Raw genomic sequence first — 26,198 nt, 5'->3', positions numbered from 1 at the left:
GGCCGCGCCGCTGCCCGCGCCCGACACCTACGCCCGTCCGTTCGCCAGGCGGCTGGCGGCGTGCGGGCCGAGCGCGCGGGCGCTCGTGGCCGCCTGCGCCGTTCTCGGCGGACGGACCACGCTTCACCTCGCCGCCAAGGTGGCCACAGCGGCTGCCTCCGCGACGCCCGCTTCGTCCCGTCCGACCGCGCGGCCTGCGGGGGCCCGCGCAGTGGTGCGGGCGGCGGGCGTCGCCTGGATCGGCGTGCCGTCTGTCCAGGCGCTCGACGGCCTGGCCGGGGCGCTGGACGCGCTGGACGAGGCCGTCACCGCCGGGGTGCTGGAAGAGTCCCCCGGGCGGGTGATCGGCTTCACCGAGCCGCTGGCGCGGGCGGCCGCGTACGGCCGGCTGGGCGCGGGGGCGCGGGCCAGGCTGCATCTGGCGGCCGCCGGGGCGGTCGAGGACGCCGGGGAGGCGCTGCGTCATCGGGCCGCCGCCGCGAGCGGTCCTGACGAGGCGCTGGCCGGGGAGCTGGCCCGGTACGCCGCCAAGGCCGCCCAGCACGGCCTGTGGGAGGAGGCCGCGGCCCATCTCGAGGTGGCGGCGGGGCTGGCCGAGTCCGCCGCCCGTCGCGACGAGCTGCTGACCGCCGTGCTCGAGCACGTCCTGATGGGCGGGGACGTCGGCCGGGCGGCCGAGCTGGCCGCCGTCCGGAACGCCGACCCTCGCCCGGTGCGGCGGTACGTGCTCGGACGGCTCGCGCTGGCCTCCGGACGCCTCGACGAGGCGGCAGGGCTGCTCGCGTCGGCCTGGCGCGACAGGGAACCGGGCTTCGCCGCCGACGTCGCCGAGCAGCTCGCCTGGCTGCACCTCGTCACGGCCGACCACGAGGGCGCGGCGATGTGGGCGCGGGCGGCCATCGAGGAGCCCATCCAGGGGGCGGCGGCCCGTCCGTACGACGTGCTGGTGCTGAGCTCGCCCGACGCCGAGAGGCGGCGGGAGGAGCCCGAGGGCGGCGTGGCGGCCGCGGTCCGCAGGTTGCGGGAGGACGACGCCGCGGGGGCGCGCCGACTGCTGGCAGGGACCGTGGCCGCGCTCGCCGAGTCCGGGCCGACGCACCACCGGCTGCTGGCGAGCGCGCTGCTGGCCGTCGCCGAGTACGCCGGCGGGCACTGGCAGGACGCCGTCGCACGGGCGGAGCACGCGGCGGCGGAGGCGCGGCAGCTCGGCCAGCTCTGGCTGCTGCCCCTGCTGGAGGTGGCGTGCGTGGCGCCGCTGGAGGCCCAGGGCGAGCACGGACGGGCGCTCGCGCACGCCACCGCGGCCCGCGCCTGGGCCCGCCGCCTGCGCCACCCGCTCGGCGAGCAGCAGGCCGACCTGGCGATGATGCTGCTGGGTGAGATGCCCGCCGGGCAGGCGATGGCGGTGCTCGGGCCCGAGCGGGGCGGGCCGTTCGCGCCCGACCCGTGGCCGGGGCTGGTCGAGGGGCTCATCGCCGAAGGCCGTCTGGACGAGGCCGAGAGCCGGCTCTCCGCGCTGGCCGGGCCGCAGCCGGCCAGGCTGCGCGGGCTCCTGCTCGCTGCCAGGAACGCTCCGGCGGCGGCCGAGGAGAGCCTGGCGGCGGCCCTCGACCTCGTCCGGGGCGGGGTGTGGCCGCTGGAGGAGGGCCGGGCGCTGCTCGACCTGGGAAGGCTGCTGCGCCGCACGGGCCGGCGGCGGGCCGCCGCCGAGCGGCTGCACGCCGCGCGGGCCATCTTCGGCAAGCTGGGCGCCGCCCCCCTGGCCGCCCGTTGCGACCAGGAGCTGGAGGCGTGCGGGCTGGAACCACCGGCCACGGTACGGCTGGGGCTGACGCCGCAGGAGCTCAGCACGGCGACGCTGGTGGCCGGAGGGCTGACCAACCGGCAGATCGCCCGCGAGCTGATGATCAGCGTCAAGACCGTCGAATACCACATCAGCAAGATCTACACCAAGCTCGGGATCGGGTCCCGGGTCGCGCTCGCCGCCAAGCTGGGAGAGGCGTCCTGACCGATCCATCGTGGGGGGACGGTGACGCCGCGCCGGAGGAGGGGACTGGCGCGGCGTCACCGAGGACCGTCCCGACGAGCGAAGGAACCAGCCGTGTCAGAGGCCCCCTCGAGGCGGCGGGGAGGCCCCGCGGTTGCCGGAGGCGTCCCCGAATGTCACTGGCGGGCTGCTTGTCAGGGGCGACGGGAGATGCGGGATGATGGTTTCCTCGGGTGATCGACGCGCGGAGGCCCAGGTGAGCCACATCACGACGCCTGCGTTCGAAGTCCGGGCCCGCCGTCACGACCACTGCGTCGAGCTGCGGCTGGCCGGTGAGCTCGACCTGCTGCAAGCCCCGCTGGTGCAGCAGGCCGTCGACCAGTTCATGACCGAGACCGGGCTCCCCGTCCTGCTCGTGGACGTCACGCGGCTGACCTTCTGCGACTCCAGCGGGATCCACGTCTTCGTGCGCGCCCACCAGCGCGCGCAGCGGGAGCACCGGCAGGTCATCCTGGCCGGAGCCGGCGGGCACCTGGAACGGGTCCTCGCCGTGCTCCACCTCGACGCCTACCTCGACCTGCGGCGCTCACCGCAGGAGGTGCTCGACCACCTGGTCAGATCAGGATCCACGAGGTGACCACCGTGTCGCCCCCGTCGGGGGTGACACGTAACCGGAGCGGGCCGCGGGCCAGCGACTCGGCGGTGAAACGGCCGAGGTCGTCGGAGCGCATGCGGGCCACGCCCTCGCGCCGCTGCACCCCGATCTCGGTGGGGCCGCCGTTGAGCAGCCGTCCCACCATCCTGGTGCCGCCCGCCGCGTCCGTCAGCTCCAGTTCCAGCACGACGCCGCCCCCTTCGAAGGTGAGCATCCGCGGCTGGGCGGCCCCTCTGACCCGCGTCGCCGGTTCGGCGTCGGACGAGTCGAAGGTGAGCTCGGCCAGCTCGGCGTCGAGCGTCCTGAGCGTGAACGCCTGCATGGCGTGTTCGAACAGCTCAGGCGGGACGGGATCGAGCAGCTCGGCGATCGCGCGTAGTTCCTCTTCCAGTTCGAAACCATCGTCCATAACAGTCATCCGGGAATCCCGGTCACTCCCCGTCGTCCGATGAGGACTGCCAGCCGTTTGAGGCAGCGCCCCCTGATGGGGCCGACGCTGCCGACGGCGATGCCGAGCCCCGTCGCGACCTCCTGGTAGGTGGGTCGCGGCGAGGCGATGAGGATGCGCAGCAGGCGGCGGCAGCGTTCTCCCAGTTCCTGGAAGGCGCTCCACACCAGTTCCTCTCGCCGCGCTTCGTCGCGCGCCTCCTCCGCCTCGATGAACAGCAGTTCGGGCGTGCGCTCGTCGATGTCGAGCCCCAGCAGTTCCACGTCGCCGACGGGTGTGGCCCGCCCGCTGGTGCGGATCACGCGCAGGGCTTCGTGCCTGGCGGTGCTGGCCAGCCAGGCGCCTACTCGCTCCGGGTCCCTGATCCTGGTCAGGTGCTCGGCCAACCGGAACCATGTCGTCTGGCAGACGTCCTGGGCGTCGGCGCTGTTCGCGAGGTGGGCCCTGGCCACGCCCCACACCAGCCCGGTGTAGCGCTGGTACAGCTCCAGCCACGCCTCGGCGTCACCCCCTGCGGCGGCCTTGACGAGGGTTCCGGTGTCGTCCACGGCGGTCCTTCCCTCACTTCGAGCGGGAATGACATGATATTTCGTGGCACGCCGCAGGACGGGGAACCGGAGAATCATGAACCGCTGAGATCCGGCACGGGCACCCGTCCCTCCACGACGTCGAGGGCCGCCTGCCGGGAGCCGACGCCGGCCTCTGACATGCGGGCCGCGATCAGACCGGCGATCACCGGCGTCGCGAACGAGGTGCCGCTCCACGCCGACAGCCCGGTGAACTTCTCCGTGTCGCCCGAGCTGAAAGGCGCGACGCAGGTGCAGCCGGCGTACAGCGCCGGGCTGGCGTGGCGGCAGGAGCCCGCCGCCGGGTAGTGGTAGGCGTACGTGCCGGACGTGAAGGCGTTGACCAGGCGCTCTCCGGGTGCGAAGGTCTTCACCCAGCTGCCGTGGTTGCTGAAGCAGGCCCGGCCGGTGCCGTCCTCGCGCAGCGCCCCGACCGAGACGACGACGTCGCCCCGCGCGTTCACCGGTTCGTCGGCGAACGCGGCCGGCCAGAACTTGCCGGTGCCGCCGTCGTTGCCCGCGGCGGCGACCAGCACCGTGCCGGGGTGCGCGGCCAGCTCGTCCACGAAGTCGGACAGGCCGACCAGCGTCAGCGCGTCCTGGGTCCGGGTGCCGGCCGACAGGGAGATGATGTCGGGCCAGCCGTGCTCGTCGAGGATCTGCAGCAGGAGCAGGCCGAGCTCGTCCTCCATGATGGCGCCGCCGTAGGGGAAGCCGTCGTGGACGCGCACGTCCGCGGCGGGCGCGACGCAGCGCAGCACGCCGGCGATGAACGTGCCGTGCCCGACGTAGGGCTTGATGCCGCCGTCGGCGTCGACCTCGTCGAGGAGGGTGGTGACGTCGCCGCCGACCTGCGGGATGGCCGGCACTCCCGGGCTGGCCGCGAGCCAGGGGTGGTCGAGGTAGTCGTGCACCAGCCCGGTGTCGATCACGGTGACCGTCACGCCCGCACCCCGGGCGCGGTCGCCGAGCGGCGGCCTGAGCGGGGCCGCGGTGGGCACCGGCTCGTCGCCCGGGCACAGGTTCACCCCTGCGACCGACACGAGGTGGACGGGCGCGGCGTCCACCCCTCCGGCCTGGAGCGTCTCGGCGACGCCGTGGGCGTCCCTGCCGGGAACGTGCAGCCTGCGCGTCCTGACCCGCCCGCGATGCTGCTCCGGCGGCCAGACCACGGCGGCAGGCGCGGCGTCCGCGAAGTTCTGCTGGATGAGCGCCCTGGACCGGCTCTCGTCGTCGGCGCGGACCAGGACGTGGTCGGCGAGGTGGGCGTACTCGGGCCGGACCGCTGACCCGGGGGAGGCGCCCCGCGGCCCGGCCACGGCGCGCTGCCCGGGGGGCAGCGCCGCGTTCACCACGTCGAGCTGCCGCCAGAAGCGATCGTCGGGGGAGACGTCCGGTGTGCTCATGTTCGGTTCCTTCTCGGGAAGCGTTTACGTCCTGCCGGTAATGAGTGCGGACGCTCCTGGTTGATACACCAGACACGTGGACGTCTGACAACCTCCGCCCTACCATCTGTAAAGTGTCTGGAACGGCCCGTAGCCCCCTGATTCCGGCCGATCCGCACGACCTGCTGGCCATGGTCTTCGCCCGCCCCCAGGACGCGCTGAAGGCCGCCAGGGCCATGCTGTCCGACGGGCGCGGGCCGTACGAGCTGTCGATCGCCCGTCAGGCGCTCGGCATCCTGCACCGGGAGTTCGGCGCGCCCGAGTCGGCGATCGTCGAGCTGCGCCACGCCGTGCGGCTGGCCAGGCGGGCGGGCTCGCCCGACCGTGAGGCCGACGTGCTGGCCACGCTCGGCATCGCGCTGCTGCGGCACGGACGCACCCGCCCCGGGCTGGCCGCCCTCGACAGAGCCGCCGACAAGGCCGCCGACAGAGCGGCCGACAGAACCGTGGACGACTCCGTGGACAAGGCCGTGGACAAGGCTGTGAGCGCAGCCGACGGCACCACGTGGGCGCGGGTGCTGTTCCGCCGCGCCGGGGCCCGCTGGATCGTCGGCTGGCACCGCGAGGCCCTCGACGACCTGGGCCTGGCCACCCCCGCGCTGCTCGACGCCGGCGACACCGTGTGGGCCGCCCGCGCGCTGACCCTGCGCGGCCACGTCAACCTGGCGCTGGGCGCGGTGGGGTCGGCCGACGCCGACTTCCGCGCGGCCCAGCGGATGTTCGCCACCACCAACCAGGAGCACGACTCGGTCGTGGCGGTGCAGAACCGCGGCGTCGTCGCCTTCCGCTCCGGTGACCTACCCGTCGCACTGGAGTTCCTGGACGAGGCCGACCGGCGCTTCAAGGAGCTCGGAATCCCGATGTTCGACCTGGTCGCCGACCGGTGCGCGGTCCTGCTCGCCGCCGGGCTGGCCCGCGACGCGCTCGAGCAGGCCGACACGGGGCTGGCCCTGCTGGCCAGGTTGCGCGGGCAGGCCACGATGCGGGCCGAGCTGCTGCTCATCGCGGCCAGGGCCGCGCTCGCCGCCGGCGACCCCGCCGCCGCGAGGAGCCGCGCGGAGGAGGCCATCGGGCTGTTCGCCGGGCAGCGCCGCGCCTGGTGGGCCGAGCACGCCCGGCTCATCCTCGTCCAGGCGGGGCTCGCGGAGGGCGGGGCGTCGCCGAGGCTGCTGGCCGACGCCCGGCGGCTGGCCGCCAGGCTGGCCAGGCTGGGCTCGCCCGAGGTGTGGCAGGCGCACCTGCTCGCGGGCCGTGCCGCGCTCGCGCTGGGGCGCGGGCGCCAGGCCGAGGAGCATCTGTCGGCCGCGGCGTCGGCCAGGCACCGGGGGCCGGCCACGTCCAGGGCGGGCGGCTGGCTGGCCGAGGCGCTGCGCGCTGAGGCGGCGGGGCAGCCGCGCCGCCTGCTGCGCGCCTGCCGGGCCGGGCTGGCGCTCATCGAGGAGCACCGGCTCACGCTCGGCTCCTCGGAGCTGCGCGCCCTGGTCACCGCGCAGGGCGCCGAGCTGGCCACGCTGGCCCGGCGGCAGTCGCTGCGCTCCGGCCGCAGCCGCGGGCTGCTGGCCTGGACCGAACGGTGGCGGGCCACCGCGCTGGCTGTGCCCGCCGTCCGGCCGCCGGAGAACCCCGAGCTGCTGGCCAGGCTCGCCGCGTTGCGCGACACCGACCACCGGCTGGCGGTGGCCCGCTCCAGCGGCGCGGCGTCCGCGGCGACGCTGGAACGCGACCGTGCCCGCCTCGAAGCCCAGGTCAGGGCCGGAACCCTGCACGTGCGCGGCGCGGCGGGCCAGGGGGAGCGCGGGCCGGGCGCGGAGCAGATCCTGGCCGCGCTCGGCGACGGGTGCCTGGCCGAGCTGGTGATCGTCGACGCTGTCCTGTACGTGCTGCTCTGCGGGGGTGGCCGGGTGCGCCGGTTCGCCGTCGGGCCCGCCGCCACGGCCGTCGCCGAGATCGAGTTCGCCCGCTCCCGGCTGCGCCGGCTCGCCTACGAGCGGCGGCCGGACCGGGCCGCGCTCGCCGAGCTGGGCGCCAGACTGGAGGCGAGCGTGCTCGGGCCGGTGGCGGGCAGGCTCGGCGACGGTCCCGTCGTGGTGGTGCCGCCGAGCAGGCTGCACGAGGCCCCGTGGGGGCTGCTGCCGTCGCTGCGGCGCAGGGTCTTCAGCATCGCCCCGTCGGCGGGCGCGTGGCTGCGCGCGCAGGCGGCCGAGCGGCCAGGCGACGGTTCGATCGTCCTCGTTCGCGGGCCCGAGGTGGCCAACGCCGAGCAGGAGGTACGCGTCATCGCCGGGCTGTACGACGAGGCCCCTGCACGGCCGACCGTCCTGGGCGGCGGCTCGTCCACCACCCGCGCCGTGCTCGACGCGATCGACGGCTGCCTGCTGGCGCACGTCGCCGCGCACGGCACGTTCAGGGCCGACAGCCCGCTGTTCTCGTCCCTGCTGCTGGACGACGGCCCGCTCACCGGCTACGACCTGGAACGGCTGCGCCGCGCCCCGTACCGGCTGGTGCTGTCGAGCTGCGACTCCGGCCAGATGGCCGCGGTCGGCGCCGACGAGCTGCTCGGGCTGGCCACCGCGCTGCTGCGCCTGGGCACGGCGGGCATCGTCGCCAGCGTGGTCCCGGTGAACGACGAGACGGCGGTGCCCGTCATGGTCGGCCTGCACGACGGGTTACGGCGCGGGCTGAGCCTGGCCGAGGCGCTGTGCCAGGCCCGGGGCGACGACGTCTCGTTCGTCGCGATCGGCGCGGGCTGACGGCGCCGCCGACTTGACAGACCCCTTGACTGTTGAGCGATAAATCTTCTCAAGTGCCTGCGATAACCGACAAACTGTGACATATTGATTCATGAGATGGATTGTGGCTTGAGTGGAATTTGTGGCGTTGCTAGGGTGGCCCGGTGCTGAGGACGCGGGAATGACCTTTCTTCGCGCCTTGACAGGTACCACTGACCATGGCGGTGCTCGATGGACTTCGGTCGCTCTGACCGCTGGCGGCTGCCGACGGCGATCAAGATCCTGATCGCGGGTGGGTTCGGCGTGGGAAAGACCACCATGGTGGGGGCCGTGTCCGAGACGCGCCCCCTCCGTACGGAAGAGGCGCTGACACACGTCGGCACGCACATCGACGACCTGTCGGGCGTCGAGTCCAAGCCGACCACGACCGTGGCCATGGACTTCGGCCGTATCACCATCCGCGACGACTACATGCTGTACCTGTTCGGCACCCCCGGCCAGGAACGGTTCTGGTTCGTCTGGGACGAGCTGGCCATGGGCGCGCTCGGGGCCGTGGTGCTGGCCGACACGCGCCGCCTGGCCGACAGCTTCCCCGCCATCGACTACTTCGAGCGCCGCGAGACGCCGTTCGTGGTGGCGCTGAACTGCTTCGACGGCGCCAGGACCGTCACGGTCGGCGACGTGCGCCAGGCCCTCGAACTGGAGCCGGAGATCCCGATCGTGCGCTGCGACGCCCGCAAGCGCGCCTCGGGCAGGGAGGTGCTCATCACGCTGGTCGAGCACGCGATGCGGTCGGGCCCCACCCCCGTCGGGACCATGTCGTGACCATCACCGGCTACCTTTGACCGATGGAGGAGATCGACCGCCGGATCGTCACGCTGCTGGCAGCGGACGGCCGGATGAGCTTCACCGACCTGGCCAGGGAGACCGGCCTGTCCGTGTCGGCCGTGCACCAGCGGGTCCGCCGCCTGGAGAAGCGCGGTGTCGTGCGCGGCTACGCCGCCGTCGTCGACTACGACGCGGTCGGGCTGCCGCTGACGGCGTTCGTGTCGATCAAGCCGATCGACCCGGCCGCGCCCGACGACGCCCCCGTGCGGCTGGCCCACCTGACCGCGATCGAGGCCTGTCACAGCGTCGCCGGTGACGAGAGCTACATCCTCAAGGTCCGGGTGGCCTCGCCCGTGGCGCTGGAGGAGCTGCTCCAGCACATCCGCGCCTCGGCGAACGTCTCCACCCGCACCACGGTGGTGCTGAGCACCCCGTACGAGCACCGCGCCCCCGAGCTGGCGGAGCCTCCCGGCGAGGAAAATCTGGCCTGACTGTTCGGCAATGCCGAACCACGATAGAGTCGGCGGCGTGGGAGAGACGATCCAGTCCGTGGAACGCGCCGCCGGCATCCTGCGGCTGCTCGCCTCGGGGCCGCGCGAGCTGGGCGTGGCCGAGCTGGCCCGCGCGATGGGCCTGCCCAAGGGCACGCTGCACGGCATCCTGCGCACGCTGGTCCACGTCGGCTTCGTCGAGCAGGACGCCACCACCGGCCGCTACCGGCTCGGCGGCACCCTGCTGCATCTCGGCAGCAGCTACCTCGACGTCAACGAGCTGCGCACCCGCTCGCTGAACTGGGCCGACGCGCTGGCCGGGCGCAGCAGGGAGAGCGTGTGGATCGGCACCCTGCACGAGGGCGGCGTGCTCGTCGTCCACCACGTGTTCAGGCCCGACGACAGCATGCAGGTCCTTCAGGTCGGCACCATGCTGCCCGCGCACGCCACCGCGCTCGGCAAGGTGCTGCTCGCCTACGACCCGTACGGCGAGGCGCCGGCCGAGCCGCTGCCCGCGTTCACGGGGCGCACCCTGGTCGCCCCCGACGACCTGGCCAAGGACCTGGAGCTGGTACGCGGCAGGGGCTGGGCCGCCGAGGTGGAGGAACTGGTCGAGGGCGAGGTCTCCATCGCCGCCCCGATCAGGGACCGCCGCGCGGTCACCGTGGGGGCGATCGGCGTCAGGGGCGCGCTCGAACGCCTCGCCGAGGGCGGTGAGCCCCGCATGGACGTCGTCTCCTACGTCCGCGACGCCGCCCGTGCCATCACCCGAGACCTCAGCCGATGATTATCTACCCCCTGTGTTCGGCAATGCCGAACAAGCTGAAGTGAGGAACCCCGTGCCTCGACCGCACTACGTCGCCGCCATCGACCAGGGCACCACGTCCAGCCGGTGCATGGTGTTCGACCGCGACGGCCGGATCGTCTCCGTCGCGCAGCGCGAGCACCGGCAGATCTTCCCGAGGCCCGGCTGGGTCGAGCACGATCCCACCGAGATCTGGCAGGCCGTCCAGACGGTGCTGGCCGACGCGGTCGCGGGCAGCGGCATCGACCCGGGCCAGCTCGTCGCGCTCGGCATCACCAACCAGCGCGAGACCACCGTGCTGTGGGACCGCCGCACCGGACGGCCCGTGACCAACGCCGTCGTCTGGCAGGACACCCGCACCGACGCCCTCGTCCGCTCCCTGGCCGAATACGAGGAGCTGTTCCGCGAGCGGGCCGGGCTGCCGCTCGCCACCTACTTCGCCGGCCCCAAGATCCGCTGGCTGCTGGACGAGACGCCGGGGCTGCGCGAGCGGGCCGAGCGGGGCGAGGTCCTGTTCGGCACCGTCGACAGCTGGCTGATCTGGAAGCTCACCGGCCGCCACGTCACCGACGTCACCAACGCCAGCCGCACCATGCTGATGAACCTGCGCACGCTGAGCTGGGACGACGAACTGCTCGCCGCGTTCGGCGTGCCCCGCGCGATGCTGCCGGAGATCCGCCCGTCCGCCGAGGTGTACGGCACGGCCGACGGCGGCGTGCCGGTGGCGGCGGCGCTCGGCGACCAGCAGGCCGCCCTGTTCGGGCAGACCTGCTTCGAGCCCGGCGAGACCAAGAGCACCTACGGCTCGGGCAGCTTCCTGCTGATGAACACCGGCGCCGAGCCCGTCACGTCCAAGCACGGGCTGCTCACCACCGTCGGCTACCAGATCGGCGACGCGCCCGCCACGTACGCGCTGGAAGGCTCGATCGCGGTCACCGGGTCGCTGGTGCAGTGGCTGCGCGACAACCTCGGCCTGATCTCCAGCGCCGCCGAGATCGAGACGCTCGCCGCGACGGTCGACGACAACGGCGGCTGCTACTTCGTCCCCGCCTTCTCCGGGCTGTTCGCGCCGCACTGGCGCTCCGACGCCCGCGGCGTCATCGCCGGGCTGACCGGGTTCGTCACCAAGGGGCACATCGCGCGGGCGGTGCTGGAGGCGACGGCCTGGCAGACCCGCGAGGTGGTCGACGCGATGAACGCCGACGCCGGGCTCGCGCTCACCTCGCTGCGCGCCGACGGCGGGATGACCGCCAACAACCTGCTCATGCAGATCCTGGCCGACGTGCTGGCCGTGCCGGTGGTACGGCCGATGGTCGCCGAGACCACCTGCCTGGGCGCCGCCTACGCCGCCGGCCTGGCCACCGGCTACTGGCCCGACACCGACAGCCTGCGCGCCAACTGGCACAAGGCCGCCGAATGGCGCCCGCAGGTCAGCCAGGACGTCCGCGACAGAGAGCATCGCAACTGGCGCAAGGCCATCGAACGCAGCCTCGACTGGAGCACGCCATGACCTCCCCCACCACACCCGCCGCGTACTCCGCCACCCGCGCGGAGACCCGGCAGGAGCTGTCCACCACCACCTACGACCTGCTCGTCATCGGCGGCGGCATCCTCGGCACCTCCGTCACCTGGATGGCCGCGCAGGCCGGGCTGCGCGTCGCCATGGTCGAGGCGGGCGACTTCGCCGGGGCCACGTCCAGCGCGTCGTCCAAGCTCGTCCACGGCGGGCTGCGCTACCTGCAGACCGGCAACGTCAGGCTCGTCGCGGAGAACCACCGCGAGCGGCGGGCGCTGGCCGCCGACGTCGCGCCGCACCTGGTCAAGCCGCTCACGTTCGTGGTGCCGATCTACCGCGGCGGGCCGCACGGCGCCGCCAAGCTGGGCGCGGGCGTCTTCCTGTACTCGGCGCTGTCGGTGTTCGGCGACGGCCTCGGGAAGGTGATCACGCCGAACCAGGCCCTGGCGAAGGTGCCCGCGCTGAAGGCGGAGGGGCTGCGGGCCGCCGCCGTCTACGGCGACCACCAGATGAACGACAGCCGGGTCGCGGTGATGACGGTCCGGGCCGCGGTCGACGCGGGCGCGGTCGTGCTCAACCACGCGGAGGTCGTCGGGCTGCGCAAGACCGGCGGCACCGTGGGCGGCACCGTCACGGGAGCCGACCTGCGCGACCGCCTCGACGGCGCCGAGTTCGGGGTGAACGCCCGGCTCGTGCTGAACGCGACCGGCCCGTGGGTCGACCACCTGCGCCGGATGGAGGACCCCGGCGCCGCGCCCAGCATCCGGCTGTCCAAGGGCGCCCACCTGGTCATGCGCCGCCACGAGCCGTGGAAGGCCGCGCTCACCGTCCCGATCGACAAGTACCGGGTCTCCTTCGCCATCCCCTGGGAGGACCACCTCCTGCTCGGCACCACCGACGAGGCCTACGAGGGCGACCCCGCCGACGTGCGCGCCACCGACGCGGACGTGGCCCAGATCCTCGACGAGGCCGGGCACGCCGTCCAGGACGGGCAGCTGCGGCGCGAGGACCTCACCTACTGCTTCGCCGGGCTGCGCGTGCTGCCCGGAGGGCCGGGCGCGGTGGCGTCCGCCAAGCGGGAGACCGTGCTGACGCGCGGCAGGGGCGGCATGCTGTCGGTCGCCGGCGGCAAGTGGACCACCTACCGGCACATCGGCAAGCTCGTCCTCGACACGCTCGCCCACCTGCCGGGCCGCCCCCTGGGGGACGACCTGGCGGCCATCCTGCCCGCCATGCCGCTGCCGGGCCTGGCCAGCCCCGACGCGGTCGCGATGCGGCTGTGGTCCGACCGCGAGCCGGGCGCCCGGATGGACCCGCTCGTCGCCCGGCACCTGGCCACCCACTACGGGTCGATCGCGTTCGACCTGGCCAGGCTCATCCGCGACGATCCCGCGCTGGGGGAGCGCATCCACCCCGACGGCCCCGACATCTGGGCGCAGGCGCTGTACGCCCGCGACCACGAGTGGGCGGCCACGGCCGACGACGTCCTGCGCCGCCGCACCACGCTGACCGTCCGCGGGCTCGACACGCCCCAGGTCCGCGACCGGGTCAGGGAGCTGCTGGAGGGCCGCTGACGCGCCCGGCCAGGTTGGAGCGCCCGGCGCGCGGTCGCGCCGGGCGGGCCGCCGTCAGGGGCGCTCGTAGCGGGCGCGCAGGCGGGCCATGGCGGCCTCCGTCGCCCCGAGGCGCTCCAGGCCGTTCAGCGCGGCCCCCATGATCGGGGGGACGTCCGCCACGATGAGCTTGGCGCGCGGCGCCCTGTCGGCGAAGGCGCTGTCCAGCAGGGGAGTCAGGAGCGGGTCCCTGGCGGTCAGGATGCCGCCGCCGAGCACCACCTCCGTGGGCGTCTCCAGCAGGTTGAGGCGGCGCAGGCACACCTCGGCCAGCACCGTCACCTCCTCCGCCTGGCGTTCCACCAGTGACAGGGCCACCGCGTCGCCGTCGGCCGCGGCGGCGAAGACGCCCGGCGTCAGCTCGTGCAGCCGGTCCGCGTCCAGGTGGCCGAAGTGCAGGGCGAGCACCAGGTCCTCGACGGTGGCCGTGCCGAAGTGGGCCTTGACCAGCGTCGTCAGCGTGGTGGCCGGCCCCCGGCCGTCCTCGGCGCGGATCGCGTGCCACAGCGCCTCCTCAGCCACGCCCAGGCCGCCGCCCCAGTCGCCGCTGAGGCGTCCCAGCGCGGGGAAGCGGGCGACCTCCCCGGTGGGGGCGACGCCGACCGCGTTGATGCCCGCCCCGCACACCACGGCCACGCCCCACGGCGCCGACGCCCCCGCCCGTAGCAGGGCGAAAGTGTCGTTGCGCACCACGATGTCCGGGCCGAAGCCCCTGGCGGCGAACTCCCGCGCCAGCGCCTCCTCCTCCACCGGCAGGTCCGCCCCGGCCAGGTAGGCGGCCACGTGGTCGAACCCCGCGTCCACGCATCCGCCGGGTGACGCCCCCGCGACCGCCTGGCGCACCGCCTCCTCCACCTCGTCGACCGCCGCCGCCACCCCGTCGCTCTGCGGGGCGAACGGGCCCGATCGCCCCGTGGCCAGGACCTCGCCGTCGTCCGCGACCACCGCCACGTCGGTCTTGCTGTTGCCGCCGTCGACGGCCAGGACGAGCCTGCGGCGCTCCACTAGCCCACCGTCCACGGCAGGTGGGCGCGGTTGGCCTCCAGCAGCAGGTCCGTCAGCTCTTCGGCGATCGCGTCCTGGCCGATCAGCGGGTGGGCCAGCAGCGCGTCGCGGACCCGGTCCGCGCCGCCGTGCAACGCCGCGTCGAGCGCCAGCCTCTCGTACGCCGACACGTGCGCGATCAGCCCCGAGTACAGCGGCTCCACCGCCGGCACCGGCAGCGGGACGGCCCCTGCGGCGGTGATGGTGGCGGGCACCTCGATGACCGCGTCGTCGTCCAGGAAGGGCAGCGTGCCGCCGTTGCGGACGTTCACCACCTGCGCGTCGCCCCGGTCGCCCAGCAGCGAGGCGATCAGCGCGACCGCCGCCTCGGAGTAGAACGCGCCGCCCCGCTGCGACAGCAGCTCCGGCTTCTCGACCACGGCGGGGTCGGCGTACATCTCCAGCAGCCGCTCCTCCATGGCCGCCACCTCCGCCGCCCGCGACGGCTGGGCCCGCTGCTCCTCCACCACCTGGTCGTGCGCGTAGAAGTAGCGCAGGTAGTAGGACGGCACCGCGCCGAGCCTGGTCAGCAGGCCGGGCCGCAGGCCGAGGCCCTCGGCGAGCTCCTCGACGTGCTTGCCGAGCAGCGCGGGCAGCACGTCCACGCCGTCCAGGTAGACGGCCCGCTCCCAGGTCAGGTGGTTGAGCCCGACGTGGCCGAGCGAGACGCGCGACGGCTCGACGCCCAGCGCGGCGGCGGCGCGCCGCTGGAAGCCGATCGCGACGTTGCACAGCCCGATCGCCCGGTGCCCGGCGTCCAGCAGCGCTCTGGTGACGATGCCGACAGGGTTGGTGAAGTCCACGATCCACGCGCCGGGGGCGTGCCTGCGGACCGTCTCGGCCAGCTCCAGCACCACCGGGACGGTACGCAGCGCCTTGGCCAGGCCGCCCGCGCCGGTCGTCTCCTGGCCGACGCAGCCGCAGCGCAGCGGCAGCGTCTCGTCGACGTTGCGCGCCGCCTGCCCGCCGACGCGGAGCTGGAACAGCACGGCGTCCGCGCCCGCCACCCCCTCCTCGACGGAGGCGGTGGCCAGCACCCGGGCCGGATGCCCGGCGTGGGCCAGCATCCTGCGCGCCATCCCGGCCACCAGCTCCAGCCTGGACGCGTTCGGATCTATCAGGGCGATGTCCGTGACGGGCAGCTCGTCCCTGAGCCGGGCGAACCCGTCGACGAGCTCCGGCGTGTACGTCGAGCCGCCCCCGATTACGGCGAGTTTCAACCCTTCACTCCTGTCAGCGTCACGCCCTCGATGAAGACCTTCTGGGCGAAGAAGAACACGATGATCACCGGCGCCATGACGAGCAGCGTGGCCGCCATGGTGAGGTTCCACTGGACGTGGTGCAGCGCCTTGAACGAGGCCAGGCCCACCGACAGCGTCCAGCTGTCCAGGTCGGTGGAGGCGTACAGCAGCGGCCCGTAGTAGTCGTTCCAGCAGTAGAAGAACTGGAACAGCCCGACCGCCACGATGCCCGGCCTGGCCATCGGCAGGATCACCCGCAGCAGCGTCCTGAAGTCGGAGCAGCCGTCCACCCGGGCGGCGTCGGTGTACTCGCGCGGGATCGTGATGAGGAACTGCCGCAGCAGGAAGATGGAGAACGCGTCACCCAGCAGCATCGGCAGGATGAGCGGCCACAGCGTCCCGGTCAGCTCGAAGCGCGCCCAGATGAGGTAGACCGGCACCGCGATGACCTGGGGCGGCAGCATCATCATGGTGATGACCAGCAGGAACGCCAGCCTGCGCCCCCGGAAGCGGAACCGCGCCAGCGCGTACGCCACCGGGATCGACGACAGCAGCGTGAACAGCGTCCCGAGCCCGGCATACAGCAGGGTGTTGCGCAGCCACAGCAGGAGCGGCGAGCGGGCGAACACCTCGGCGAAGTTCTCCCAGTTCCAGGTGTGCGGCAGCAGCTCGTCGGTCAGCGTCTGGTTGTCGCTCATCACCGCGGTGAACAGGACGAACACCAGCGGCCCGAGGAAGGCGACGGCCAGCCCCGTGGCCACGGCGTGGGTGGCGATCCAGTACAGCGCCGTCCTGGTGCGGCGCCGCCCCCGAGACCGGTGGACGGCGGCGCGCTCGGGCGCGGCGACCAGTGTGGCACTCACGACGAGACCTCCTCGAAGCCGCGGAACTGGCGCAGCAGGACGAGCGTGAAGAGCATCGACGCGGCGAACAGCACCAGGGCCAGCACGCAGGCGTAGCCCATGGAGTAGTCGCGGAAGCCCGCCTGGAACAGCCACTGCGGCAGCGTCAGCGTGGACATCTCCGGATAACCGGGGACGAACGCCGTGCCGGGCGCGTCGGTGACGCCCGAGGCCACCCGGGCCGCGATCATCGCCTGGGTGAAGTACTGCAGCGTGTAGATCACGGTGGTGACGATGGAGAACATCAGCACGGGCCGGATCGTCGGCAGCGTGACGCTGCGGAACTGCCGCCAGCCGCCCGCGCCGTCGATGGCCGCCGCCTCGTACAGGTGCCTGGGGACGTCCAGGAGGGCCGCCAGGAAGATCACCATGAGGTTGCCGACGCTCCACATGGCCAGCAGCGTCAGACCGGGCTTGGACCAGTCCTTGTCGCCGAACCAGTCGGGCCCCTGTATGCCGACCAGGTCGAGAAGGTGGTTGACCGGCCCGGTCGAGGGGTTCATCAGGAAGACGAACGCGACCGTCCCGGCTGTCACCGGCACCAGCGCCGGCAGGTAGAACACGGTGCGGAAGAAGCCGACCCCGGCCTTGAGCTTGGTGACCAGCTGCGCCACGCCCAGCGCGAACAGCACCTGGGCGGGCACCATGAACACGACCAGCCAGGCGGTGTTCCTGATGGACAGCCAGGCCCGTTCGTCCTGCAGGAAGTAGCGGTAGTTGTCCAGGCCGGTGAACTTCAGCGTGAACAGGTCGTAGTTGAAGAAGGAGAAGTAGGCGGTGGCCAGCAGCGGGTAGGCGAACAGCACCGAGAAGCCCACCAGCCAGGGAGCCAGCCACAGGAGGGCCCGCAGGCCCTCCCTGCGCCTGAGCGAGCGCGCGGCCATGGGATCAGCCGCCCGACAGCTTCAGCTTGTCGTTGATGGTCTTGTCCACGCCCGCCAGGCCGGCGTCCAGGTCCTTGGCGGAGCCCTTCTCCCACGAGGCGATGAAGGACTGCAGCGCCTCCTGGTTGAACGTGCTGTTGACGTGGGCCGGGATCGTGATGGTCTTCGGGTTGGCGAAGATGTCGAGGAAGGTCTGGAAGTGCTCGTCCTTCTTCAGCTGCGGCGACTGCAGCGCGGCCGTGGTGGTCGGCACGTTGCGGATCGCGTTGGCCAGCGTGACCAGCGCGTCGGTGTCGGTGCTCAGGTACTTCACCAGCGCCCACGCCGCCTCGGGGTGCTTGGCGCCCTTCGGCACGCCGATCACGGTGCCGGCGGTGAAGCCACCGCCGTACAGGTCGGGCTTGGCGTCGTCGACCGGCATCGGCGCGGTGCCGTAGTCGATCTTCGGCGCCTCGTTGGCGAGCATCGCCACCCGCCACTCGCCGTCGATCGCCATGGCGATCTTGTTCTTGTAGAAGGGGTGGTTGGCGGAGAACTCGTCACCCAGCGACTTGCGGAACTTCTCCAGGTTGGCGTGGCCGTACCAGTCGATGAGCTCCTTCTGCCAGGTCAGCAGCTTCTTCCAGGCGGGGTCCGAGCCGATCGCCGAGGTGCCGTCGGGGTTGGTCCACTTGGCGCCGACCATGGGGGCCCAGTGGCCGGGGGTGTTCTCGTAGTACTGCGCGCTGGGGATGAAGCCGGCCACCTTGATCGTGCCGTCGGGGTCCCGCACCGTCAGTTCCTTGGCCAGCTTGGTCAGCTCCGACAGCGTCTTGGGCGGCTGGTGGCCCTTCATCAGCGCCTTGTTGTAGTACAGGCCGTAGGCGTCGGTCAGCAGCGGCATCACGCACCGCTTGCCCTCGTACTGGGTGTAGTCGTTGACCACGGCGGGCATGACCGACAGGTCGACGCCGTCCTGCTTGATCACCGGGGTGAGGTCCTGGAAGACGCCGCTCTTGCACCACGCGGCGACCGAGTCGGTGGTGAAGGACGAGGCCACGTCCGGCGGCCGGCCACCGCGCACGGCCTGGGTGATCTGCTCGTCCTGGACGCCCTTGACCAGCTTCACGGTGATCTGCGGGTACTTCTTGTTGAAACCGGCGATGGCGTCGGTGAACGCCTTCACCTCCGAGTCGGCGGAGAAGCCGTGCCACAGCTCGATCGTGGTGGCGGGCAGCGCCGACGGCGCGGTGTCTGACGGTTTGGGCTGGGAGCCGAGGGCGGGGCCGCCCTCCTTGCCGGCGGTGCAGGCGGCCAGCGACAGGGCCGCTAGCCCTGCGACGGCCAGGGGAACGAAGCGCACAGGGGGTGCCTCCTCATGGCAGGGGAACCGTGGAGCCGAAGACCTCGTCGCGGACGGTGTCCAGGGCGAGGTCGAGCGCGCCGGCGAGGACGGGGTTGCCTTCGACGGTCGACAGGCGCAGCTGGGGTCGCGGGATGGTGAGCGCGTGCAGTTCGTGTTCGACCAGCTCGCGCAGGGTTTCGCCGCCCGACAGCACGACGCCGCCGGTCAGCACGATCAGGCCCGGGTCGAGGACGGAGGTGATGGCCGCCAGGCCCACCGCCAGCCGGGCCGCGATGTCGCGCAGCCCCGCCCTGGCGTCGTCGGCCTTCTGCCCGCCGCCGTCCGCCGCGCGCACCGCGTTCGCGATGGCCTGGCGGAAGTCCGTGCCGCGCACGCCGTACGAGCGCAGCAGCTTCAGCACGGCGGGGCCGCCCGTGAGCGCCTGGTAGCCGTGGTTGGCGTAGCGCCCGGCCTCGCGGGCCGTCGGCGCGCCGGGGGTGGGCATGTAGCCGACCTCGCCCGCGCCGCCGGTGGCGCCCCTGTGCATCCGCCCGCCCAGCACGATGGCCGAGCCGATGCCCTCGTCGGCCCAGAGCAGCACGAAGTCGGACGTGCCGTGCGCGGCTCCGTGCGACTGCTCGGCCAGCGCCACCAGGTTGACGTTGTTCTCCACCGACACCGGCACACCCAGGCCGTCGCTCAGCGTCGGGACCAGGTCGGCGATCTGCCAGCCTGGCATGTCCTTGGCCGTGGCGTAGCCGAGCCTGCCCGTGGAGGGGTCGATCGCCGCCTGCACGCCGATGACGATCCGGCGCAGCGGTCCGGGCGGGCCCGCTCCGTCGAGCGCCGTCCGCAGCCGCTCCACCAGGTCCCCGCCGGGACGGCGCGGCGTGGGCAGCGTGTACTCGCCCACGGTCGCGCCGGTGATGTCGGCGACGCGCGCCTCGATCCTGTCGGGGGTGACGTCCAGAGCGCCGACATAGGCCGCCGCCGGGTTGATGCGGTAGACCTCCGCCGTACGCCCCGGCAGGCCCTCCCTGATGCCGTCGAGCACCACCAGCCCGGCCTCCTGCAACCGTGACAGCAGCTGGGAGGCCGTCGGCTTGGACAGGCCGGTCAGGGTGCCGATCTCGGGCCGGGTCAGCGGGCCGCGCTCGAGGAGCGCCTGCAGGGCCGCGCGGTCGTTGATCGCACGTAGCAGACTGGGAGTCCCCGGAACCGGACCGCTCACGTTCGCTCCTTCACTCGAAGTTAGGAAAGTTTCCTAACTCGATGTGAACGTAGAAGGTTCCAGCGACCCCGGTCAAGAGGTGAAACCAAGCCGTGACCGTATGCGGAAGGGAGCGATGCAGGGAAAGATGGGAGTGCCTCAACAGGCGTGCTAATCTCGTCCTTTGTCGGAAATAGCAGAGAATGGCCCGGAGTATCCCATTAACAATAATAATGGTGCGGCGGTGACTCGTCAAACCGAGCTCGCCAGAGAACAGCAGCACGTCACCCGGTTGTACGACCGCCTCGACGTACTGCGCGACCGTACCCAGCGCCAGCTCAAGGACGTGCTGGCCGCCGGCGCCGTCGGAACGATGCAGAACAGGTCGGAACGCGACACCTTCGCCGAGATGTACGCCTCCCGCCTGGCCAGGCTCTGGGCCGTCGAGCGCGGCCTGGTCTTCGGCCGCCTCGACCACGTCGACGAGGGCAGACTCTACATCGGCAAGCTCGGCCTCACCGACGACGAGCAGGAACGCCTGCTGATCGACTGGCGGGCCCCCGTGGCCCAGCCGTTCTACCGCGCCACCCCCGCCGCGCCCATGGGCGTGACCAGGCGCCGCCACCTGCAGACCAAGGGCCGGGCCGTGGTCGGCGTCGACGACGACCTGCTCGACCTCGACGCGCTCAGCGACGACGACCGCGCCACCCTCAACGGCGAGGCCGCGCTGCTGGCCGCGCTCGACGAGCGGCGCACCGGGCGCATGCGCGACATCGTGGCCACCATCCAGTCCGAGCAGGACCGCGTCATCCGCGCCGACCTGAACGGCGTGCTGGTCGTGCAGGGCGGCCCCGGCACCGGCAAGACCGTCGTCGCCCTGCACCGGGCCGCCTACCTGCTCTACACCCACCGCGAGCGCCTGGAACGCCGCGGCGTGCTCATCCTCGGGCCCAACCTCACCTTCCTGCGCTACATCGAGCAGGTGCTGCCCTCCCTGGGCGAGACCGACGTGCTGCTCTCGACGGTCGGCGAGCTCTATCCGGGCCTGACCACCACCGTCCGCGAGCGTCCCGAGGTGGCGGCGGTCAAGGGCGACCTGCGCATGGCGGCGGTGCTGGAGCGGGCCGTCCGCGACCGGCAGCGCGTCCCGCGCAAGCCCGTGGAGCTCACCCTCGGCCGCTACACGCTCACCATCGACCGTTCCATGCTCGAGGCGGCCAGGAACAAGGCCGCCCGCTCGCGCCGCCCGCACAACCAGGCGCGCTCGCTGTTCGTCAGGTCCGTGCTCAACGCCCTGGCCAGGCAGGCCGCCAGGAAGCTCGGCAGGGGCCTGATCGACGACGACGAGCTGGCCGGCCTGCGCGAGGAGCTGCGCACCGAGCCGGTCGTCAGGACGGCGCTCAACCGGCTCTGGCCGTACCTGACGCCGCAGCGCCTGCTCCTCGGCCTGTACGGCTCGCCGGAGCGGCTCGGCTACGCCGGCGCCGCGCTCACCCCCGAGGAGCGCGCGCTGCTGCGCCGCGACGGCGGCGAGTGGACCGAGTCCGACGTCCCGCTGCTGGACGAGGCCGCCGAGCTGCTCGGCGAGATCGACGAGCAGGTGCTGCGGGCCAGCGCGCTCCAGGCGGAGGAGGAGCTGGCCGCCGCCAGACAGGCCGAGGAGCACGAGCGCGAGGCCGAGCTGGCCTACGCCCGCGAGGTGCTGGAACTGACGGGCCTGTCGGACGTCATGGAGGCCGAACGGCTGGCGGAGCGCCAGCGCGGCGGCGGCCCCTACCTGACCACCGCCGAACGGGCCGCCGCCGACCGCACCTGGGCCTACGGGCACGTGATCGTGGACGAGGCGCAGGAGCTGTCGCCGATGGCCTGGCGGGCGGTCATGCGCCGCGTCCCCAACCGCTCGATGACGATCGTCGGCGACATCGCGCAGACCGGCTCGGCGGCCGGGGCGCGCTCGTGGGCCGAGGTCCTCGACCCCTACGTGGCCGGGCGCTGGCGGCAGGAGGAGCTGACCGTCAACTACCGCACGCCGGTGGAGCTGATGGCGCTCGCCTCCCGCGTGCTGGCCACCATCGACCCCGGGCTGCGGGCGCCCACGTCCGTACGCGAGACCGGCGCGCGGCCGTGGGCGGCGCCGCTGGCGGAACTGCACGAGCTGGCCAAGGCCGAGGTGGGGGAGGGCGGCAAGGTCGCGGTGGTGGTGCCCGACGAGCTGCTGTCCGCGCTCGGCTCGGTGATCTCCGACGCGGTCGTCGGCACGGTCGTCGTCACCCCCGGCGCCGGGTCGGCGCGGGGAGCGGCGGCGCTGGACGCGCCCGTGGCGGTCATGGGGGTCGCCGACGCCAAGGGCCTGGAGTTCGACTCGGTGATCGTCGCCGAGCCCGGCCTGATCGCCGCCCAGTCGCCGAAGGGGCCCGGCGATCTGTACGTCGCCCTCACGCGGGCCACGCAGCGGCTCGGCGTCGTGCACTCTCAGCCGCTGTCCCCAGCTCTGGGCGCCTTGCCGCATCCCGGACATGACGCTATAAATGGGCTTTAACTGCCTTTAAGTGGCGTTAATGCGGCAAGTCGCGCATGTGCTACCTGCGAAAACTTGATGTTTCCGCTGATCGGGACACGGTTGACATCTGAGTTGGAGTCGGTAGTTTGCTGCGCAGTCCAGCACGGGACTTGGCCGGTTGGCCGTCTCTGACATCGTCGGATCCTGCGTCCGTGACGGAGCGTGACTTCGTCCACACAGCCAGGTGCAGGGCCGTCGGTCCGTCGAGTCGGGGCACCCCAACCGGGCGGGGGGTTGGACCCGGGACGGGCCCGGGAGCCCAGTAGACAACGGAATTCCGCGCTCGCCGCCGACGAGACGGGTCCGGTCCGAAGGGTTTCCGGGCCCTCTTCCCGCTCTCGTGCGCAGGATCGCCACCAAGCGCCGGGGTGGTCCCACGTCGGGGCCACCCTGCCGCTCCCGGCCGGCCGGTCCCGTGCCGCACCCGATCCCCCGCGCCCCGCCCTCCCGTCCGCGCCCGCCGACGCCCCTGTACGGGAGATTGCGCATACTTGGAGCGCTCCTTCGATGATCCGATCGAGCCGGAACGGCCGAACGGCTGCCGGAGGGCGGTAGCGTTTTCGCAAGCAGGTGTGCGAGCGGCGAGGAGAAACCGGCTTGGTGCAGGACAGAACGGGCCGACCGCCCGAATCCACGGCGCCCTCGAACGCTGCCACCGCGCCCACAGCCCTCGACCCGGAACTCGCCGAACCTTCGCCCGCCGGCCCGGACACCGCGCCTGCCGGTCCTGATGCCGCGTCCGGTGGTCCGGATGGCGCTTCCCCTGGGAGCGCGTCCGGGGGGCGTGCCGTCGTCCCGGAGGCGCGGCGGGTGCTTCTCGCGCGGGTGGCCGCCGCCGTCGCCGGTGGGGTGGTGCTCTACCTGGCGTTCCCGCCGCTCGGCTGGTGGGTGTGCGCGCCGCTCGGCATCGGGCTGATCGTCGCCTCGCTCTACCGGGCCAGGCCGCGCCGCGCCGCCTGGCTGGGCTACCTGGCCGCGGTGGCGTTCCTGCTGCCGACACTCGCCTGGGTCCGGACGATCGGCGACGACGTCTGGCTGGCCCTCGTGGGCGTGGAGAGCCTGTTCTACGCCGCGATGGCCGCCCTGGCCGCCCTGGTGTTCCGGCTCCCGGGGTGGCCGCTGTGGTTCGGCGGCCTGTGGGTGCTCATGGAGTGGGTGCGCGGCCTGGTGCCCGTCGGCGGGTTCCCGTGGGCCCGCGCCGCCTTCAGCCAGGGCGAGTCGCTGTTCACCGAGTACGCCGCGCTGGGCGGCGCGCCGCTGGTGTCGTTCGCGGTCGCGCTGTGCGGCGCGCTGCTCGCCTATGCGGCGGTCCAGCCTGGAACAGGGCCCGGAAGAGGGCGCGGAAAGGGGCTCGCCAGGCTGGTGCCGGCGGCGCTGGCCCTGGTGATCCCGCTGCTGAGCCTCGCCGTCCCCAGGCCCGGCGACGAGGGGCGTACCGTCAACGTCGGCATCGTCCAGGGCAACGTTCCGGGGCGAGGCATGTACGTCCTCGGCGACGAGCCGGCCGTCGTGCTGCGCAACCACTCCGAGGGGACCAAGCGCCTGGCGGAGGCCGCCCGCGAGGGCAAGCTGCTCAAGCCCGACCTGGTCGCCCTGCCGGAGAACTCCACCGACATCGACCCCTACCGCGACAGGTTCGCCCGCCAGATCATCGACGAGTCCGTCAAGGACGTCGGCGTGCCCACCCTGGTCGGCGCCGTCGTGGCCATCGGCACGGAGCACCGCGCCACGCGCAGCCTGGTGTGGGACCCCGTCACCGGGCCGGGCGCGTACTACGACAAGCAGAACCTGGTGCCGTTCGGCGAGTACACGCCGTTCAAGGACATCGTCCTGGCGCTGTGGGAGCGGGCCAACCTGGTCGGCAGGCAGTCGATCGCCGGAACCAAGCCGGGCGCGCTGAAGGTGGGCCCCGTCACGGTCGGCGCGGTCAACTGCTACGACGTCGCCTTCGACGGCACCGTGCGGGGAACCGTCCGGGCCGGCGGGACCCCGCTGATCGTGCAGACCAACAACGCCACGTACGCGCTGTCGAACCTGCCGCCGCAGCAGCTCGCGATGTCGCAGCTGCGCGCCGTCGAGCACAACCGGGCCGTCGTGACCGCCGCCACCACCGGAATCTCGGCATATGTCACGCCTGAGGGTAAGGTCTCCTGGCAGACTCGCGAGCTGGTCGCGGACATGAACGTGGTCAAGGTGCCGGTACGCACCCAGGAGACGATCGCCACCAAGGTGGGTGCCGCGCCTGAGTGGGCATTGATGATGATGGGAGCGGCGGCCGTCGGGGTCGCCGTGTGGCGAGGCAGGCGCCGGGGATGAGGAACTACTGATCATGGAGACTCTCGGGCGGGTGCTCGTCGTCGTCCCGACCTACAACGAACGCGACAACCTGCCGCTGATCGTCGAGCGGCTGCGGGCCGCGCTGCCGGAGGCGCACCTCCTGGTCGCCGACGACAACAGCCCCGACGGCACCGGGAAGGTCGCCGACGAGCTGGCCGCCGAGGACGACCACGTGCACGTCCTGCACCGGCCCGGCAAGCAGGGGCTCGGCGCCGCCTACATCGCCGGGTTCCGCTGGGGGCTGGCCGAGGGCTTCGACGTCCTCGTCGAGATCGACGCCGACGGCTCGCACCAGCCCGAGGAACTGCCCAAGCTGCTGGAGGCGCTCGTCGACGGCGCCGACCTGGCGATCGGGTCGCGCTGGGTGCCCGGCGGCAAGGTGGTCAACTGGCCGCACCGGCGCGAGTTCCTGTCCAGAGGCGCCAACGTCTACACCCGGATCATGCTCGGCATGCCGGTACGCGACGCCACCGCCGGCTTCCGCGCCTACCGCGCGAGCACGCTGGAGAAGATCGGGCTGGCGGACGTCGAGTCGCAGGGCTACTGCTTCCAGATCGACCTCACCCTCCGCACGGTCAGGCACGGGCTGCGGGTGGTGGAGGTGCCGATCACGTTCGTCGAGCGGACGATCGGCACCAGCAAGATGAGCGGCCCTGTCATGTACGAGGCGTTCTGGCGCATCAGCCAGTGGGGCGTCACCGGGCTGCCCACCCGGCTGCGCAGGAAACGCGGCTGAGGCTTCCGCGTTCTTCGCGGGCGGAGGGGCGCCGCGTGCTTCTGGGTCTCGGCAGCACGGGACGGTGGGATGGCCGTCGCGTTCTTCCTGGGGGCGGCGGCGTGGAACGGTTGGCCCGCTTTCCGCGTTATCCCTGACGTACGCGCGTGTGCGGAATGAGGAAACGATGCGGCTCCTGCTTTTCCTGGCCTTCCTGGCCGTCCCGGTGCTGGAGATCTGGCTGCTGTTCCAGGTGGGCTCGGCGATCGGCGGGTGGGCCACAGTGGCCCTGCTCGTCGCCGGCGCCGTGCTGGGCTCGTGGATCGTCCGGCTTGAGGGACGCAGGGCGTGGCACGGGCTGCAGGAGACGTTGCGGTCCGGCCGGATGCCCGAGCGGGAGCTGGGCGACAGCGGCCTGGTGCTGGCGGGCGGCGCGCTCCTGCTCGTCCCCGGCTTCCTGACGGACGTGCTGGGGCTGCTGTGCGTGCTGCCGTTCACCCGCCCGTCGATGCGGCGCCTGGCCGCCTGGTTCTTCGAGCGCCGGATCCAGAGGATGGCGGAGGCTTCGCCGTACGCGAACCTCTTCCCGCCGACCGGCGGCGTCCCGTCCGCGGACGAGCCCGGTGCCGCGGCGCCGCGCGGCGCCAAGGTGGTGCACGGCGAGGTCCTGCGCGACGACCGCGACGCGTAGCCCCACCGGAGCACGCCGGGGTCCGCGCCTGCCGTGACGGTGGCCGGTCAGGTGTTCGGCGCACTCCCGGCCCTTCAGCGGCCCTGACGGCACAGAAAAGCCCCCGGGCGTCCCTTAAGTTCTAGGGATCGTCGCAACACCCCAGCTCGGGGGATGCGATGGACTTCGAGATCCGTAAGGACCGCAAACCGCAGGGGCCGAAGAAGC

21 protein-coding genes are annotated in these 26,198 nt (G+C 72.8%); 12 read left to right on the top strand and 9 right to left on the bottom strand.

The window, feature by feature from the left end; genetic code table 11:
* Both ABT294_RS50040 and ABT294_RS50035 read left to right on the top strand, forming a co-directional pair.
* Positions 1–2,008, top strand: a 2,008-nt coding sequence (locus ABT294_RS50040) for a helix-turn-helix transcriptional regulator (protein ID WP_350813619.1), incomplete at its 5' end; no start/stop codon positions are given.
* Between the two features lie 235 nt (positions 2,009–2,243).
* On the top strand, positions 2,244–2,624 hold the full coding sequence (locus ABT294_RS50035; protein ID WP_350813618.1) for an STAS domain-containing protein: 381 nt from the start codon (positions 2,244–2,246) through the stop codon (positions 2,622–2,624).
* Here the strand turns inward: ABT294_RS50035 and ABT294_RS50030 are convergent.
* The 3 genes from ABT294_RS50030 to ABT294_RS50020 all read right to left on the bottom strand — a co-directional run bounded on the left by ABT294_RS50030 (position 2,602) and on the right by ABT294_RS50020 (position 5,062).
* Positions 2,602–3,060 carry a hypothetical protein gene (locus ABT294_RS50030; protein ID WP_350813617.1) on the bottom strand — a complete coding sequence of 153 codons (459 nt, stop codon included), beginning with the start codon at positions 3,058–3,060 and terminating at the stop codon, positions 2,602–2,604. The genes ABT294_RS50035 and ABT294_RS50030 overlap by 23 nt on opposite strands.
* Complete coding sequence (locus tag ABT294_RS50025) at positions 3,057–3,638, bottom strand: RNA polymerase sigma factor (protein WP_350813616.1); 582 nt, start codon at positions 3,636–3,638, stop codon at positions 3,057–3,059. Before ABT294_RS50025 ends, ABT294_RS50030 begins: the two co-directional genes overlap by 4 nt.
* A 74-nt stretch (positions 3,639–3,712) precedes the next feature.
* Positions 3,713–5,062, bottom strand: coding sequence for a S8 family peptidase (locus ABT294_RS50020; RefSeq protein WP_350813615.1), 1,350 nt, complete (start codon positions 5,060–5,062; stop codon positions 3,713–3,715).
* Between the two features lie 113 nt (positions 5,063–5,175).
* Between ABT294_RS50020 and ABT294_RS50015 the strand changes: the two genes are divergently transcribed.
* The 6 genes from ABT294_RS50015 to ABT294_RS49990 all read left to right on the top strand — a co-directional run bounded on the left by ABT294_RS50015 (position 5,176) and on the right by ABT294_RS49990 (position 13,044).
* The gene (locus tag ABT294_RS50015) at positions 5,176–7,851 is read left to right on the top strand and encodes a CHAT domain-containing protein (RefSeq protein WP_350813614.1); all 2,676 of its coding nucleotides are present in this window, start codon (positions 5,176–5,178) and stop codon (positions 7,849–7,851) included.
* Positions 7,852–8,061: 210 nt separating this feature from the next.
* Complete coding sequence (locus ABT294_RS50010) at positions 8,062–8,655, top strand: GTP-binding protein (protein ID WP_350813613.1); 594 nt, start codon at positions 8,062–8,064, stop codon at positions 8,653–8,655.
* 23 nt (positions 8,656–8,678) lie between these two features.
* Positions 8,679–9,149, top strand: a complete 471-nt coding sequence (locus ABT294_RS50005; protein ID WP_350813612.1) for an Lrp/AsnC family transcriptional regulator — start codon at positions 8,679–8,681, stop codon at positions 9,147–9,149.
* A gap of 10 nt (positions 9,150–9,159) precedes the next feature.
* The gene (locus ABT294_RS50000) at positions 9,160–9,936 is read left to right on the top strand and encodes an IclR family transcriptional regulator (protein ID WP_502912251.1); all 777 of its coding nucleotides are present in this window, start codon (positions 9,160–9,162) and stop codon (positions 9,934–9,936) included.
* 52 nt (positions 9,937–9,988) lie between these two features.
* Positions 9,989–11,464: a glycerol kinase GlpK gene (glpK, locus tag ABT294_RS49995; RefSeq protein ID WP_350813610.1), complete on the top strand. Its 1,476-nt coding sequence runs from the start codon at positions 9,989–9,991 to the stop codon at positions 11,462–11,464.
* The gene (locus ABT294_RS49990; protein ID WP_350813609.1) at positions 11,461–13,044 is read left to right on the top strand and encodes a glycerol-3-phosphate dehydrogenase/oxidase; all 1,584 of its coding nucleotides are present in this window, start codon (positions 11,461–11,463) and stop codon (positions 13,042–13,044) included. The genes glpK and ABT294_RS49990 overlap by 4 nt, the downstream gene beginning before the upstream one ends.
* A 54-nt stretch (positions 13,045–13,098) precedes the next feature.
* Here ABT294_RS49990 and ABT294_RS49985 read toward each other — a convergent pair whose 3' ends face one another.
* From ABT294_RS49985 to ABT294_RS49960, 6 genes are read right to left on the bottom strand one after another with little or no spacing between them, the layout of a single operon-like run.
* Positions 13,099–14,088, bottom strand: coding sequence for an N-acetylglucosamine kinase (locus ABT294_RS49985; RefSeq protein ID WP_350813608.1), 990 nt, complete (start codon positions 14,086–14,088; stop codon positions 13,099–13,101).
* On the bottom strand, positions 14,088–15,347 hold the full coding sequence (locus tag ABT294_RS49980) for a 6-phospho-beta-glucosidase (protein ID WP_350813607.1): 1,260 nt from the start codon (positions 15,345–15,347) through the stop codon (positions 14,088–14,090). Before ABT294_RS49980 ends, ABT294_RS49985 begins: the two co-directional genes overlap by 1 nt.
* Positions 15,344–16,231, bottom strand: a complete 888-nt coding sequence (locus ABT294_RS49975) for a carbohydrate ABC transporter permease (protein ID WP_350813606.1) — start codon at positions 16,229–16,231, stop codon at positions 15,344–15,346. The genes ABT294_RS49980 and ABT294_RS49975 overlap by 4 nt, the downstream gene beginning before the upstream one ends.
* A complete protein-coding gene (locus ABT294_RS49970; RefSeq protein WP_350813605.1) occupies positions 16,228–17,154 on the bottom strand; it encodes a carbohydrate ABC transporter permease in 927 nt (308 codons plus the stop codon). The genes ABT294_RS49975 and ABT294_RS49970 overlap by 4 nt, the downstream gene beginning before the upstream one ends.
* A gap of 4 nt (positions 17,155–17,158) precedes the next feature.
* Positions 17,159–18,496, bottom strand: a complete 1,338-nt coding sequence (locus tag ABT294_RS49965) for an ABC transporter substrate-binding protein (protein WP_350813604.1) — start codon at positions 18,494–18,496, stop codon at positions 17,159–17,161.
* Between the two features lie 13 nt (positions 18,497–18,509).
* Entirely contained in the window at positions 18,510–19,709 is a 1,200-nt protein-coding gene (locus ABT294_RS49960) for an ROK family transcriptional regulator (protein ID WP_350813603.1), read from the bottom strand.
* Positions 19,710–19,932: 223 nt separating this feature from the next.
* On the opposite strand from ABT294_RS49960, the gene ABT294_RS49955 reads away from it, so the two are divergent.
* The 4 genes from ABT294_RS49955 to ABT294_RS49940 all read left to right on the top strand — a co-directional run bounded on the left by ABT294_RS49955 (position 19,933) and on the right by ABT294_RS49940 (position 25,991).
* Positions 19,933–22,227, top strand: a complete 2,295-nt coding sequence (locus tag ABT294_RS49955) for a HelD family protein (protein WP_350813602.1) — start codon at positions 19,933–19,935, stop codon at positions 22,225–22,227.
* An 831-nt stretch (positions 22,228–23,058) separates the two neighbouring features.
* Entirely contained in the window at positions 23,059–24,564 is a 1,506-nt protein-coding gene (gene lnt / locus ABT294_RS49950; RefSeq protein ID WP_350813601.1) for an apolipoprotein N-acyltransferase, read from the top strand.
* Positions 24,565–24,577: 13 nt separating this feature from the next.
* On the top strand, positions 24,578–25,321 hold the full coding sequence (locus ABT294_RS49945; RefSeq protein ID WP_350813600.1) for a polyprenol monophosphomannose synthase: 744 nt from the start codon (positions 24,578–24,580) through the stop codon (positions 25,319–25,321).
* 166 nt (positions 25,322–25,487) lie between these two features.
* A complete protein-coding gene (locus ABT294_RS49940; RefSeq protein ID WP_350813599.1) occupies positions 25,488–25,991 on the top strand; it encodes an FxsA family protein in 504 nt (167 codons plus the stop codon).
* Positions 25,992–26,198 lie beyond the last annotated feature (207 nt).

The sequence above is a fragment of the Nonomuraea sp. NPDC000554 genome, assembly GCF_040300065.1.
Lineage (GTDB): Bacteria > Actinomycetota > Actinomycetes > Streptosporangiales > Streptosporangiaceae > Nonomuraea.
This window is presented reverse-complemented; position numbering and strand designations above follow the sequence as displayed.

Coding starts and splice junctions, on each gene's coding strand:
- ABT294_RS50000 (WP_502912251.1), top strand. CDS start 9,160: ATGCCGAACCACGATAGAGTCGGCGGCGTGGGAGAGACGATCCAGTCC.
- ABT294_RS49970 (WP_350813605.1), bottom strand. CDS start 17,154: ATGGCCGCGCGCTCGCTCAGGCGCAGGGAGGGCCTGCGGGCCCTCCTG.
- ABT294_RS49990 (WP_350813609.1), top strand. CDS start 11,461: ATGACCTCCCCCACCACACCCGCCGCGTACTCCGCCACCCGCGCGGAG.
- ABT294_RS50020 (WP_350813615.1), bottom strand. CDS start 5,062: ATGAGCACACCGGACGTCTCCCCCGACGATCGCTTCTGGCGGCAGCTC.
- ABT294_RS50010 (WP_350813613.1), top strand. CDS start 8,062: ATGGACTTCGGTCGCTCTGACCGCTGGCGGCTGCCGACGGCGATCAAG.
- ABT294_RS50030 (WP_350813617.1), bottom strand. CDS start 3,060: ATGACTGTTATGGACGATGGTTTCGAACTGGAAGAGGAACTACGCGCG.
- ABT294_RS49945 (WP_350813600.1), top strand. CDS start 24,578: ATGGAGACTCTCGGGCGGGTGCTCGTCGTCGTCCCGACCTACAACGAA.
- ABT294_RS50005 (WP_350813612.1), top strand. CDS start 8,679: ATGGAGGAGATCGACCGCCGGATCGTCACGCTGCTGGCAGCGGACGGC.
- ABT294_RS49940 (WP_350813599.1), top strand. CDS start 25,488: ATGCGGCTCCTGCTTTTCCTGGCCTTCCTGGCCGTCCCGGTGCTGGAG.